Below are 12,807 nucleotides of genomic sequence, written 5' to 3' on the forward strand. Positions count from 1 at the left end.
GGCTGGACAATTCCCCCATGGCACGGGCAAACCTGTGGGCGAAAAGGGGGCGCCATGGTGGGTTCTGATCTTGAAACGCTGGCCCGTGGGGTGGTTGCGGGCGAACGCCGCGCCCTGGCCCGGGCGATCACGCTGGTGGAAAGCCGCCGTGCCGATCACCGGGCCAATGCCCGCGCCTTGTTGGAACGTCTGGCCCCCGACGCCCCGCAGGCGCTGCGGATCGGGATGTCGGGCACCCCGGGCGTGGGCAAATCGACGTTTATCGAAGCCTTCGGGATGATGCTGTGCGATGCGGGCCACAGGGTGGCGGTTCTTGCGGTTGATCCCAGTTCGGCCCGCTCGGGCGGATCGATTTTGGGCGATAAAACCCGGATGGAGCGGCTTTCGCGCAACCCCAATGCCTTTATCCGCCCCAGCCCCAGTCAGAGCGAACTGGGCGGCGTCGCCCGGCGCACCCGCGAAGCGGTGAGCCTGTGCGAGGCGGCGGGGTTTGATGTTGTGCTGATCGAAACCGTGGGCGTGGGCCAAAGCGAGGTGATGGTGGCCGAAATGGCCGATCTGTTCGTGCTGTTGCTGGCCCCGGCGGGGGGGATGAATTGCAGGGGGTCAAGCGTGGCATCATGGAAACCGCCGATATCATCCTGATCAACAAGGCCGATGGCGATCTGAAATCGACCGCGCAGCGCACCCGCGCCGATTATGCCGGGGCGCTGCGGCTGCTGCGCAAGCGGGCGGAAGATCCCAAAGGGTTTCCGCTGGCGATGACAGTATCGGCGGTTGCAGGCGATGGGCTGTCGAAGGCGTGGGAGAAGATGCAGGAGTTGGCCGATTGGCGGCGCGAGAATGGCCACTGGGACAGGCGGCGGCGGGATCAGGCGCTGCACTGGTTTCACGAGGACGTGCGGCAGGGGGTATTGGCGCATTTGCAGGGCGATCCGGCCATGGCCGGGGCGATGGCGCGGCTGGACAAAGAGGTGGCCAGCGGTGCGCGCCCCCGTCTGCGGCAGCGGCAGAGATTTTGCAGGGGTTGATCGGCACCGAAAAGGGATGAATCGCTTGACGCCCCCGGGCCGTCGCCGTATGAGCCTGAAACGGAATTCATGGCGCCGCATCTGCGGTGCCGTCAAGCAGTGTCAGATTGGGCATACGTGCCCGCCCCTGACCCCAGAAATAGGATGAACCCATGTCGCGTCGTTGCGAACTGACCGGAAAAGGCCCGATGTCTGGCAACAATGTCAGCCATGCCAAAAACAGAACACGTCGCCGGTTCCTGCCCAACCTGAACGAAGTCTCGCTGATGTCCGAATCGCTGGGCCGCACGTTCAAGTTGAAGATTTCCGCCGCTGCCCTGCGCACCGTCGATCATCGTGGTGGTCTGGATGCGTTCATGGCCAAAGCCAAGGATGTTGACCTTTCGGCCGACGCGCTGAAGATCAAAAAAGAGATCGCCAAGGCGCAAGCCGCCGTCTGATTCGGCGTCGTGATCGCAATGATGGCCCTGCCGTTTGGCGGGGCCTTTGGCGTTTCTGAGAGATCGCGCTTATGACGTCAGGATTTGCGCCACAAAATCCGGAACAGTCTCGCTCGCCCAGCCAGTGATTGCCTTGTCAAAACGGCTGGTGGTTTCGGAAGGGGCAAGGTTCAGCTTCGGGGTTTCCGCCCCTGCCGCGCCTCAAGCCGGGCCAGCGCCAGATGTGCGGCGTTTGGTTGCGCCACCTGGCAGGCCTTGCCGCGCAGGTTAAAGAAATCATGCACCCGTGCAGGATCGCGGCCAAACCCTTTGGGCGTGGCCACGTCGTTCAGATCGTATTGCGCCCAAAGGCCGCCGGTGTCGCGAAACGTACCAAGCCCGCTTTCCGCCGAAAGACCCGCGCCTGTCAGGAAAACGATCAAGGGCAATCGCTTAGCTGCAATAGGCCTTGGCGTTGGTGCCGAACTGTTTGTATTTCTTCCAGAATTCTTCGTCGCGGCGGCTGCTGGATTGGCGCACGACCTGCGCGCGGTGCGGGTCGCTGAAGAATCTTGCCGCCTGACGCTGATCGCGGCGGTCAAGGGTCAGGTCTGCCACCTGCTGAATACAGCCGCACAGGGCGCGGTTCGCTGCCTTGCGATCCGAATGCAGACAGGCGCGTTCGATCGTGCCCGCGTGAACTGCGGTTGTGCCAAAGGTAACTGTCCCCACGGCCATGGCCGCGATGATAAGCATGGTTTTCATGTCTTGCCTCGTTTTTGCCGGACCCCGTATGTTTACGGTGATTCCGGTTCTGCCCAATCCGGGCACATTGCCAGTTTTACATATTTCGGGCAAATCACAATTTTTCAGAGGGCAGGCGGGAACGGCGGATCAGAATATCCAACGTGGTCAAGATACAACCCTTGCGGCGGGCAGACCGGGCCACAGGCGGCGCGGTCGCGGGCCTCCAGTGCGGCGCGCACCCGGTCGGGCGGCCAGTGGCCCGCGCCGACACGTTCCAGGGTGCCGACAAAGCTGCGCACCTGATTGTGCAGAAAGCTGCGGGCGCGCAGGGCAAAGCGGAATTCTTGGCCGCCGGGATAGGGGTGTTCTGTAATATCCAGTTGATCCAGTGTCTTAATTGGCGATTTCGCCTGACACATGGTTGACCGGAACGTGGTGAAATCATGCAGCCCCAACAGATGGCGCGCGCCGTCCTGCATCGGGCCAAGGGCAAGCGGATGACGCACCTGCCAGACCAGCCCGGCGTCATGCACGACCGGCGCACGCCGTGCCACCAGACGAAACACATAGCGCCGCTCGATGGCCGAAAATCGCGCGTGCCAGTCATCTGCCACCAGCGCCACGGCGGTGATCGCCACGGGCAGCGGTTTCAGGTGATAATTCAATGCCTCAGACAGGCGAAATGGCTCCCACGCCTGGCGCAAATCGCAATGGGCCACCTGCGCGGTGGCATGTACCCCCGAATCGGTGCGTCCGGCGGCGCCGATGCCGGGGGCGTCAGGCTCCAGCCGCCTCAGGGCGTCTTCGATGGCGCCTTGCACGCTGGGCAGGTCGCGCTGCCGCTGCCAGCCGGCAAAGGGGGCGCCATTATATTCAATCCTGAGGGCAAAGCGGGGCATGGCGGTTGCGTATCCCGGACACCAGCCAAAGGCAATCGCGCCTGCGTGTGGGCGAACCGCCTGACACGGGCGCCAGACAAAGACTGGAATCGCGCCGCAGGCGCGGCCGCTGGATCAGGGTAGTGGATCAGGGCTGCACTGGAACCCGGGCGCGCGGCGCCTTATGTTGCGGTGCAGGCACAGGGGACGACAGATTTGATCATCGGCGATATTGCAGACGGGTTGGGCCGCGGGGTGGATTCCATCGGCGCCACTTTTTCAGGCGCGTTTCTTGAACCCGTCGTGCGGCTGGGCGTCACCGGTTTGTCACGGGCGGGCAAGACGGTGTTCATCACTTCGCTTGTGGCCAATCTGATGAACCGTGCGCGGATGCCGCAATTGGTGGCCGCCGCCGATGGCACGATCAGCACCGCCTATCTGCAACCCCAGCCCAACGACACATTGCCCCGGTTCGATTACGAAACCCATCTGGCCGATCTGACGGGCCGCGCGCCTCACTGGCCCGCCAGCACCCGGGCGATTTCGGAACTGCGCCTGTCCCTGCGGGTGCAGCCCACGGGCCTGATCGCCGGGCTGCGCGGGCCGCGCACGGTGCATCTTGATATCGTCGATTATCCGGGCGAATGGCTGTTGGATCTGGCATTGCTGGACAAAAGCTTTGCGCAATGGTCCGCCGAAACGCTGGCGCGCATCGTGCCGCGTCCTCTGGCGGCTGAATATCTGGCGCTGGCCGGGGATACCGATGCCGCCGCCCGGCTGGACGAACCGGTGGCGCGCCGCCTTGCCGCCAGTTTTACCGCCTATCTCAACGCAGCGCGCGAGGCTGGGTTTTCCGATTGCACCCCGGGGCGGTTCCTGTTGCCGGGCGATCTGGCCGGGCTCGCCCGTGCTGACATTCGCGCCTCTGGAAAAGCCCGCCAGCGTGCCGCGCGCCAGCCTCTGGCGCGAGATGGAGCGCCGGTTTGACGCCTATAAGCGCGAAGTGGTCAAACCCTTCTTTCGCGATCATTTCAGCCGGATCGACCGGCAGGTCGTGTTGGTCGATGCCCTTGGCGCGATCCACGCAGGGCCACAAGCGGTTGAGGACATGCGCCTTGCCATGTCCGACATCCTGTCGGCCTTCCGCCCCGGACGCAACGCGTGGTTAAGCCAGCTTTTGCTGGGCAAACGGGTGGAAAAGATCCTGTTTGCCGCCACCAAGGCCGATCACCTGCACCACAGTCAGCACCCGCGCCTGACGGCGATCATGCAGGCTTTGGTAGCCGATGCCAAATCCCGCGCCGATTTTGCCGGGGCACAGACGGCCGCCATGTCCATCGCCGCCCTGCGCGCCACCACCGAAGACACAGTGCCCCACAAGGGCGGCACGCTGGATGTGGTGCGCGGGCAGCTTTTGAACAGCGGCAAACGGGCGGCGTTTTATCCCGGTGAACTGCCCGAAGACCCGATGCATCTGCTTGGCCCGGCGCGGGCCGGACAGGAAAGGTGGCTGGAGGGGGATTACGGCGTCATGGCCTTTGCCCCCCAACCCCTGACCCTGAAACCCGGCGAAGGGCCACCCCACATTCGGCTGGATCGGGCGGCGCAGTTTTTGATCGGGGATCGGCTGTGAACGCGGGCGATGAAAACGCATTACTCAAAGGACTGGGCATGAATTTCGGAGAATTCCCATGGTGAAAGGCCCGATCCTGATCGAGGATGAGTCAGACGCCGCGCCCCACCCCACCCCCGGAGAGGTGCCACCGGTGCCGGATCTGGCCATTGAAGGGCCAACAGGCCAGGCGATGCGCACGGTTGCCATTCTGGCCGCGCGCCGCCCTTCGGTTCTGGCGCGGTGGTTTTGGCGCTTGCTGGTGGCGATCATCGGGTTTTTCCTGTCGCTGGCGGCGTGGTCGGTGGTTACCGGCCTTATCGCGGCCCATCCCATTGTGGGGTACGCGGCGGCGACGCTGGTGGGGGCATTTGTTATCGTCCTGCTGGCCATTGCGATGAAAGAATGGGCGGCGCTGGCGCGGTTGCAAAAACTGGATGGCGTTCACAAGGCCGCTGAAACCGCGCGTGCGGCCGGTGATCTGGGGGCGGCGCGCAAGGTGGTCGATCGGCTGTTGACGCTTTACGCCGCGCGCCCCGAGTTGGAATGGGGCCGCACCCGGCTGGCCGAACGGCGCGGCGACAGTTTTGATGCGGACGGATTGTTCGATCTGGCCGAGGTTGAACTGCTGACCCCCTTGATGCCGCCGCGCGCCTTGAGGTCGAGGCGGCAGCACGGCAGGTGGCGACGGTCACCGCCCTTGTGCCGCTGGCTTTGGCCGATGTGGTGACCGCCCTGACCAGCAATCTGCGGATGATCCGCCGAATCGCCGAAATCTATGGCGGGCGTGGCGGGACATTGGGCAGTTGGCGCCTGACGCGAACGGTGCTGACCCATCTGGTGGCCACGGGGGCCGTGGCGGTGGGCGATGATCTGATCGGTTCGGTCGCCGGGGGTGGCCTGTTGTCCAAGGTATCGCGCCGCTTTGGCGAAGGCGTGGTGAATGGCGCGCTGACCGCCCGGGTGGGTGTGGCCGCGATCGAGGTCTGCCGCCCCCTGCCGTTTCACCGCGCGCCGCGCCCGTCCGTTTCGCGCATGGTCAGCCGGGCGCTGACCGGTCTGTTTCCCGGGCAGGGCGGCGATTGATTTGCGCCATGGCCTCTGGTGTTGGGGCCTTTACCCTCTGGGGGTGCGGCCTATACAGCGCCTATGTGGACCATCGACCTGATCATGCGTCGAATTACCGGCCCGGCGCTCTGACCCAACCGAGCCGCCGGGACAAGGCGTATGATCTCTTTCGCGCCGACCCTCTCACATTTTCCTGACCTCTGATCCGATTGGGTTTTCTCATGTGCGCTGACACGCCTGAACACGACTATAAAGACACCCTGCGCCTGCCGCAGACCGATTTCCCCATGCGCGCGGGCCTGCCCAAGCGTGAACCCGAATGGCTGGAACGTTGGGCGCGGATTGGCGTCTATGATCGGCTGCGCGAAAAGCAGGGGCGCGAAAGCTTCACGCTCCACGATGGCCCGCCCTATGCCAACGGCAACCTGCACATCGGGCATGCCCTGAACAAGATCCTCAAGGATATGGTGGTGCGCAGCCAGCAGATGATGGGCAAAGACGCCCGCTATATCCCCGGATGGGATTGTCACGGTCTGCCTATCGAATGGAAGATCGAGGAAAAATACCGTGCCAAGGGCCGGGATAAAGACGCCGTTCCAGTGGTCGAATTCCGGCAGGAATGTCGTGAATTTGCCGCTGGTTGGGTGGATATCCAGCGCGAGGAATTCAAACGTCTTGGCGTGACCGGTAATTGGGCCGATCCATACCTGACGATGAATTTCCACGCCGAGCGGGTGATCGCCGAGGAATTTCAGAAATTCCTGATGAACGGCACGCTGTATCAGGGCAGCAAACCGGTGATGTGGTCGCCGGTCGAAAAGACGGCACTGGCCGAGGCCGAAGTGGAATACCACGACCGCCAGTCCGATGCGATCTGGGTGCGGTTCCCTGTGGTTTCCGGCGGCAACACCGTGATGGCCACGGGCGAGGACGATGATTTCGGCGGCGCCGATGCCGCGCTTCTGGCCGATGAATTGCATCAGGCCAGCGTGATGATCTGGACGACAACGCCCTGGACCATCCCCCAGAACCGGGCGATCTGTTTTGGTCCCGACATCGCCTATGGCCTCTATGAGGTGATCGGGCGGCCAGAAGAATGCTGGGCAATGATCGGTGAAAAATTTCTGGTGGCCGATGATTTGGCCGAGGAGGTGTTTGCCGCCGGTCGCCTGACCCCCGACATGGTGCGCCGTTTGCGCGGGGTGTCGGCGGGCGAATTGGCCGGTTTGCATTGCGCCCACCCCCTGCGCGCGCTGGATGGCGCCGATGGCGAATGGGATTTCGACGTGCGCCTGTTGCCCGGCGGCCATGTGACGGCGGATGCCGGCACCGGGTTCGTTCATACCGCGCCCAGCCACGGTGACGATGATTATGCCATCGGGGTGAAGCACGGGTTGAAGATGACCTATAACATCCTTGATGACAGTTCCTTCCGCCCTGATTTGCCGTTTTTTGCCGGTCAGGCGGTGTTGAAACCCAACGGCAAACCGGGCGGCGCCAACAAGGCGGTGATCGAAAAGCTGAAAGAGCCGGGCGCATTGTTTGCCACCCGGCGGATCACCCTGTCCGATGCCCATTCGTGGCGTTCAAAGGCGCCGGTGATTCGTCTGAACCGGCCCCAGTGGTTTGCCGCCATCGACCGGCCCGTGGGCGACGGTCATGATCAATACGGCGAAACGATCCGTCAGCGCGCGCTGACCAGCATTGATGAGCTGGTAACATGGACGCCCCGTTCCGGGCGCAACCGGCTGCATTCGATGATCGAGGCGCGCCCCGATTGGGTGCTAAGCCGTCAGCGGGCCTGGGGCGTGCCGATGACCTGCTTTACCAAGCGGGACGCAAAACAGGACGATTCCGACTTTCTGCTGCGAAACGAGGCTGTAAATGCCCGGATTGTTGATGCTTTCGAACAAGAGGGTGCAGATGCGTGGTATGTAGAAGGTGCCAAAGAGCGGTTTCTTGGCGGCATCGTGAATCCTGACGATTACGATCAGGTGTTCGACATTCTTGATGTCTGGTTCGATTCCGGGTCGACCCATGCCTTTGTGCTGCGCGACCGTGCCGACGGGTCTGATGATGGGTTGGCGGATCTTTACCTCGAAGGCACCGATCAGCACCGCGGTTGGTTCCATTCGTCGATGTTGCAGGCCTGTGGCACCCGGGGGCGTGCGCCCTATCGCGGGGTGCTGACCCATGGGTTTACGCTGGATGAAAAGGGCATGAAAATGTCCAAATCCATCGGAAATACCATCGTTCCCGAAAAGATCGTGCAACAATACGGCGCTGACATCCTGCGCCTGTGGGTGGCCCAAACCGATTACACCAACGATCAAAGGATCGGTCCCGAGATCCTGAAGGGCACCGCCGATTCCTATCGCCGTTTGCGCAATACCATGCGGTTTCTGCTGGGCAATCTGGCGGGATTTTCCGAGGATGAACGCGTCGCGCCCGCCGATATGCCCGAGCTTGAGCGTTGGGTGCTGCACCGGTTGGCGGAATTGGACCAGGTCGTGCGCGACGGCTATGCGCGGTATGATTTTCAGGGCGTGTTTCAGGCGATTTTCACCTTTGCCACGGTCGATCTGTCGGCGGTCTATTTCGACATTCGCAAGGATGCCCTGTATTGTGATGGCCCGTCAGAGCGGCGCAATGCCGCGCGGACCGTGCTGGATATTCTGTTCCACCGCCTGACCACATGGTTGGCGCCGGTTCTGGTCTTCACCATGGAGGACGTGTGGCTGGAGCGGTTCCCGGGCGACGACAGCTCCATCCACCTGCAGGATATTCCCGAAACCCCCGCCGATTGGCGCGACGATGCACTGGCGGCGAAATGGGCCACGATCCGGCGGGTGCGCCGGGTGGTTCTGGGCGCGCTTGAGGTAGAGCGGCGCGAGAAAACCATCGGTGCCTCGCTTGAGGCCGCGCCGGTGGTTTTTGTCGATCAGGACACCGCCGATATTCTGGCCACGGTACCGTTTGACGATGTCTGTATCACCTCGGATCTGACGGTGCAGGTGGGGCAGGGCGAAGGCTTTGCCCTGGACGATGTGCCGGGCATTTGGGTGCAGTTCCAACCGGCATCGGGCGACAAATGCCAACGCTGCTGGAAAATCCTGCCCGATGTGGGCAGCCACACCCACGCGGGCGTTTGTGGCCGCTGCGACAGCGCGCTGAACGCGGGGTGAACGAAACCGCCCTTACCGTTCAAAGCCCCCTGGGCCGCCTCACGCTGGTGGCCCGGGATGGTGCGCTTGCCGCGCTGGACTGGGGCGGGCGGGGGGCGGACCATACGCCGCTTTTGGATCGGGCAGCGGCACAACTGGCCGCGTATTTCGACGGAGCATTGCAAACCTTCGATCTGCCGCTAGCGGGCGGACGTGGTGAATTGCAAGGTCAGGTGCAGGCAGCGATGCTGGCGATCCCATACGGCGAAACCCGCACGTATGGCGATCTTGCCCGGGAGTTGGGCGCGCCCGCTCAGGCGATCGGGCAGGCTTGCGGTGCCAATCCGCTGCCTATCTTCATCCCCTGCCACCGGATTTTGGCGGCCAACGGGCTGGGCGGGTATTCAGGGCGTGGCGGGATTGAATCCAAGGTGGCGCTGCTGCGTCTGGAAGGGGCCGCCGGGCTGTTGATATAGATGCGGTGATAGCAGAAATCAGGCTTTTCAGGTAAATTTCAGCGGAAAAATCGACGCAAAATATTCAATTTACAACAATCGTCGTCAGTCATGGTGTGGAATGATTTGTTGAACGATGCCGGCGAAAATCAGATAGATTGACGTCAGCGCCAACCCCCAGAGCGCCCAGCTCGCGGGATCAAACCCAACCCAGGCGGCGCGTCCGGCAAAGAATGTCCAGGCAAGGGCGATCGGCAGCGACAGATTGCGCCAGCGTTCGGTGCGCACCGGATGGATGAATTTGAGCGGCAGGAACATCGACACGGCCAATGCGGCAACGATGGCCAGGATAATCCAGAAATTGGGCGACAGGGCAAACATCACGATCACCACCATGTTCCAGCATCCGGGAAATCCAGAGAATGAATTATCTTTTGTTTTCATTCTGTTATCGGCAAAATAAACGACGCTGGTATAGGTGATGACGATAATCGCGATCCACCCCGTCCATCCCGGCAGAAGATCTGATTTAAACAGGGCATAGGCAGGAATGAACACATAGGTCAGATAGTCGATGATCAGGTCCATCAAAACGCCGTCGTACTGCGGCGCGTTTGTTTTTACATCGTAGCGTCGGGCGAGGGGGCCGTCGATTCCATCAACGAAAAAGGCGATGACCAGCCAGAGGAACATCAGATCCCATTCCTCTTTGACAGCGGCGAGCATGGCCAGCATGGCAATCACCGCACCCGTGGCGGTGAGAAGATGAACGAGAAGGGCGCGAAATTGAACTGTCATGGTGTCCTGTATTGCCGCAAACGGATGCGCGGCGCAAACAAGAACCGTTCAGCCTGCCGCGTGGGGATGGGCGGTATTGTAGACTTCCATCAGCCGCGCGGTGTCAACAGCGGTATAGGTCTGGGTCGTGGCAAGCGAGGCGTGGCCCAATAATTCCTGAATTGCACGCAGATCACCGCCGGCGTTCAGCAGATGGGTCGCAAAGCTGTGGCGCATGGCATGGGGCGTGGCCGTGGCGGGCAGGCCCAGTTGCATCCGCGCCCGCGCCACCACCTTTTGAATGGCACCGGGGCCAAGTGGGCCGCCCCGCACCCCGCGAAACAAGGGCAGCGCAGGGGCCAGATCGTGAGGGCAAAGCGCCACATATCCGGCCACGGCGCGGCGGGTGGCGGGCAGGACCGGCACCATCCGTTCCTTGCCGCCCTTGCCGCGAATGCGCAGGCTGTCGGGCAGGGGGTGGTCAGCCGCCGTCAGGCCGAGCGCCTCGGAAATCCGCAACCCGCAGCCGTAAAGCAGCGTGACAACCGCCACATCCCGCGCCGCGACCCAACCGTCAATGGCTTGCAATTCCACCGAGTCGATCAGCGCACGGGCGCCGTCTTCGCTCAGGGGGCGGGGCAGTTTTTTCTGAAATTTCGGTGACCGGGTAGACAGGATCGCAGTGGGATCGAATCCCTCACGCTCGGCCAGCCAGCGGGTAAAGGATTTGACGGCCGACAGGCTGCGCGCCAGCGACCGGGGCGCCACGCCGCGCCCGCGTTCCTGTGACATCCATGCCCGCATGTCGGAAATGCCCACCGCGCCGATCATGGCGATGCCGCCGCCTTCATCCATGTGGTGCTGAAGAAACGACAGCCAGCCCAGAACGTCGGCGCGATAGGCGGTCAGGGTGTTGTCGGCGGCGTCGGCCATGGCGCCCATACCGTCCAGCCAGCGCTGCAATGCATCGCGAAGGGCGGGCGACAGCATGGCGTCAGGCCAGCCAGCGGCGCATGGAACGTTCAAAAACGCCGGCGAAAAAAACCAGAAAATCAGTGCCATGGGTCGGCGTGAACATATGCGGATCTTCGCTGCCCAATACCAGAAGGCCGGGCAGGCGGCCTTGGCCGAAATCGAGTTTCAGGCAGGCCTCGGAGCGTAAATCGGCGGCGATGGCACCGTAAACCCGGGGCGCGCCGCCCTGACAGCCGCGCAGGGTGACCCGGCGCTCTGGCAGGTTGCGCCCATTGGTCAGGTAATCGGCAACAAAACCGGGCTGCGCCAGACTCAGAACACCGGACAGGCGGCGCATGTCTTTGTCATCGTCGTTGGTTTCTGTTTCCAGCACCAGACGCAGGGCATCCACACGCAGAATATCGGCCACCTCGCCGCCCAGATCATGCAGGAAGGTTTCAAAATCGGTCGGGTCGAGCATCCGCAAAACGGCGCGGTGAATCTGGTTGGTGCCGGCCAGGTTTTCATAGGCGGCGGCGATCACGCTGCGATGGGTGTCTTCCAGCCGGTCGAGCCGGTTTTCCAGACGCTTCATCGCGATGCCACGCAGATCGACAATATTCTGGCCCATCGCCTGTTCGTTGCCCGCCACAAGGGCGCGCATCAGGTCGAGGTCTTCCAGTATCACGTCGGGATGGGACATGATCCGGTTGCGAAGTTCATCTTCGATCACAGCGCTTTCGCCCATTCCTACCTCGTCTCGATTGGTCGATTTGTGATGTAATATACTGAGATTACACCTCTGAGCAGCCACTAATGTTGGAAAATGTCAATCATGACGCAAGGCGCGGCGTTTTTGCATCGCGCGCCAGGGTCGAATGTTGCCACCACAACACGCGCATGGGTTGTGATGGCCGTGATGTCAGACGATCTTTTGGCCGGTTTTGGCCCAATCGGACATGAAGGCATCCAGCCCCTTGTCGGTCAGAACATGGTTCGCCATTCCCTTGATCACGCCCGGCGGTGCGGTGGCCACGTCGGCGCCAAGCAGGGCGGCGTCTTTCATATGGTTGGCGCTGCGGATCGACGCGGCGAGGATCTGGGTCTCATAGCCATAATTATCATAGATCGTGCGGATATCCCCGATCAGCTCCATGCCGTCGATATTCAGATCATCCAGACGCCCGATAAAGGGAGAAATGAACGTCGCCCCCGCCTTGGCCGCCAAAAGCGCCTGATTGGCCGAGAAACACAAGGTTACGTTCACCATATTGCCTTCGCCCGTCAGGGTTTTGCAGGCTTTCAGGCCGGCCCATGTCAGCGGCAGCTTGATGGCGATATTGTCGGCAATCTTGGCCAACTCGCGGCCTTCGGCGATCATCCCGTCATATTCCAGCGCGACACATTCGGCGCTGACCGGGCCCACCACCATATCGCAGATTTCCTTGGTGACTTCCTTGATATCACGGCCCGATTTCAGGATCAGCGACGGGTTTGTCGTGACCCCATCAACCATGCCCAGATCGTTCAATTCGCGGATCGCGTCCACATCGGCGGTATCGACAAAGAATTTCATCAGATCATCCTCTTGGCTCTCGTGTTGAATTTACCGCCCTGATAGCGCATTGGTGGGGGGGCCGAAAGCCCAATGTAGGCGCTAACGGAAAGAGGCGGAAATGGACCTGTCGATCTGGCTGACGTT

9 protein-coding genes and 4 pseudogenes are annotated in these 12,807 nt (G+C 62.1%); 6 read left to right on the forward strand and 7 right to left on the reverse strand.

Going from position 1 to position 12,807, the window contains the following annotated elements; all coding sequences use genetic code 11:
- The first annotated feature begins 54 nt into the window (after nucleotides 1-54).
- Together meaB and rpmB are read left to right on the forward strand one after the other, a co-directional pair.
- Nucleotides 55-1,051: pseudogene (meaB, locus tag AC0L7P_RS06770) on the forward strand (methylmalonyl Co-A mutase-associated GTPase MeaB).
- 132 nt (nucleotides 1,052-1,183) lie between these two features.
- Entirely contained in the window at nucleotides 1,184-1,471 is a 288-nt protein-coding gene (gene rpmB, locus AC0L7P_RS06775) for a 50S ribosomal protein L28 (RefSeq protein WP_473435020.1), read from the forward strand.
- Between the two features lie 200 nt (nucleotides 1,472-1,671).
- Here rpmB and AC0L7P_RS06780 read toward each other — a convergent pair.
- The 3 genes and pseudogenes from AC0L7P_RS06780 to truA form a co-directional block, all read right to left on the reverse strand.
- Nucleotides 1,672-1,899 (reverse strand): annotated as a pseudogene (locus AC0L7P_RS06780) (Sir2 family NAD-dependent protein deacetylase); the annotation flags it as partial.
- Nucleotides 1,900-1,903: 4 nt separating this feature from the next.
- Nucleotides 1,904-2,215 (reverse strand): hypothetical protein, encoded by a 312-nt coding sequence (locus tag AC0L7P_RS06785; RefSeq protein WP_473435021.1) that lies wholly within the window; start codon nucleotides 2,213-2,215, stop codon nucleotides 1,904-1,906.
- A 104-nt stretch (nucleotides 2,216-2,319) separates the two neighbouring features.
- Entirely contained in the window at nucleotides 2,320-3,096 is a 777-nt protein-coding gene (truA, locus tag AC0L7P_RS06790) for a tRNA pseudouridine(38-40) synthase TruA (RefSeq protein WP_473435022.1), read from the reverse strand.
- Nucleotides 3,097-3,291: 195 nt separating this feature from the next.
- On the opposite strand from truA, the pseudogene AC0L7P_RS06795 reads away from it, so the two are divergent.
- From AC0L7P_RS06795 to AC0L7P_RS06810, 4 genes and pseudogenes are all read left to right on the forward strand, one after another.
- Nucleotides 3,292-4,708 (forward strand): annotated as a pseudogene (locus AC0L7P_RS06795) (YcjX family GTP-binding protein).
- Between the two features lie 58 nt (nucleotides 4,709-4,766).
- Nucleotides 4,767-5,773: pseudogene (locus AC0L7P_RS06800) on the forward strand (YcjF family protein).
- Between the two features lie 203 nt (nucleotides 5,774-5,976).
- Entirely contained in the window at nucleotides 5,977-8,940 is a 2,964-nt protein-coding gene (ileS, locus tag AC0L7P_RS06805) for an isoleucine--tRNA ligase (protein WP_473435023.1), read from the forward strand.
- A complete protein-coding gene (locus AC0L7P_RS06810; RefSeq protein ID WP_473435024.1) occupies nucleotides 8,937-9,395 on the forward strand; it encodes a methylated-DNA--[protein]-cysteine S-methyltransferase in 459 nt (152 codons plus the stop codon). Before ileS ends, AC0L7P_RS06810 begins: the two co-directional genes overlap by 4 nt.
- A gap of 84 nt (nucleotides 9,396-9,479) precedes the next feature.
- Here AC0L7P_RS06810 and AC0L7P_RS06815 read toward each other — a convergent pair whose 3' ends face one another.
- The 4 genes from AC0L7P_RS06815 to fsa all read right to left on the reverse strand — a co-directional run bounded on the left by AC0L7P_RS06815 (nucleotide 9,480) and on the right by fsa (nucleotide 12,681).
- Complete coding sequence (locus AC0L7P_RS06815) at nucleotides 9,480-10,172, reverse strand: CDP-alcohol phosphatidyltransferase family protein (protein ID WP_473435025.1); 693 nt, start codon at nucleotides 10,170-10,172, stop codon at nucleotides 9,480-9,482.
- A 48-nt stretch (nucleotides 10,173-10,220) separates the two neighbouring features.
- Nucleotides 10,221-11,141 carry a tyrosine recombinase XerC gene (locus AC0L7P_RS06820; RefSeq protein ID WP_473435026.1) on the reverse strand — a complete coding sequence of 307 codons (921 nt, stop codon included), beginning with the start codon at nucleotides 11,139-11,141 and terminating at the stop codon, nucleotides 10,221-10,223.
- 4 nt (nucleotides 11,142-11,145) lie between these two features.
- The gene (locus tag AC0L7P_RS06825; protein ID WP_473435027.1) at nucleotides 11,146-11,853 is read right to left on the reverse strand and encodes a DUF484 family protein; all 708 of its coding nucleotides are present in this window, start codon (nucleotides 11,851-11,853) and stop codon (nucleotides 11,146-11,148) included.
- Nucleotides 11,854-12,027: 174 nt separating this feature from the next.
- Nucleotides 12,028-12,681, reverse strand: a complete 654-nt coding sequence (fsa, locus tag AC0L7P_RS06830; protein WP_473435028.1) for a fructose-6-phosphate aldolase — start codon at nucleotides 12,679-12,681, stop codon at nucleotides 12,028-12,030.
- Nucleotides 12,682-12,807: the final 126 nt, after the last annotated feature.

The organism is Oceaniglobus sp. K40-3, from assembly GCF_055808395.1.

Excerpts from the sequence above, each read along its gene's own strand:
- rpmB (WP_473435020.1), top strand. The coding sequence starts at position 1,184 with ATGTCGCGTCGTTGCGAACTGACCGGAAAAGGCCCGATGTCTGGCAAC.
- AC0L7P_RS06785 (WP_473435021.1), bottom strand. The coding sequence starts at position 2,215 with ATGAAAACCATGCTTATCATCGCGGCCATGGCCGTGGGGACAGTTACC.
- truA (WP_473435022.1), bottom strand. The coding sequence starts at position 3,096 with ATGCCCCGCTTTGCCCTCAGGATTGAATATAATGGCGCCCCCTTTGCC.
- ileS (WP_473435023.1), top strand. The coding sequence starts at position 5,977 with ATGTGCGCTGACACGCCTGAACACGACTATAAAGACACCCTGCGCCTG.
- AC0L7P_RS06815 (WP_473435025.1), bottom strand. The coding sequence starts at position 10,172 with ATGACAGTTCAATTTCGCGCCCTTCTCGTTCATCTTCTCACCGCCACG.
- AC0L7P_RS06820 (WP_473435026.1), bottom strand. The coding sequence starts at position 11,141 with ATGCTGTCGCCCGCCCTTCGCGATGCATTGCAGCGCTGGCTGGACGGT.
- AC0L7P_RS06825 (WP_473435027.1), bottom strand. The coding sequence starts at position 11,853 with ATGGGCGAAAGCGCTGTGATCGAAGATGAACTTCGCAACCGGATCATG.
- fsa (WP_473435028.1), bottom strand. The coding sequence starts at position 12,681 with ATGAAATTCTTTGTCGATACCGCCGATGTGGACGCGATCCGCGAATTG.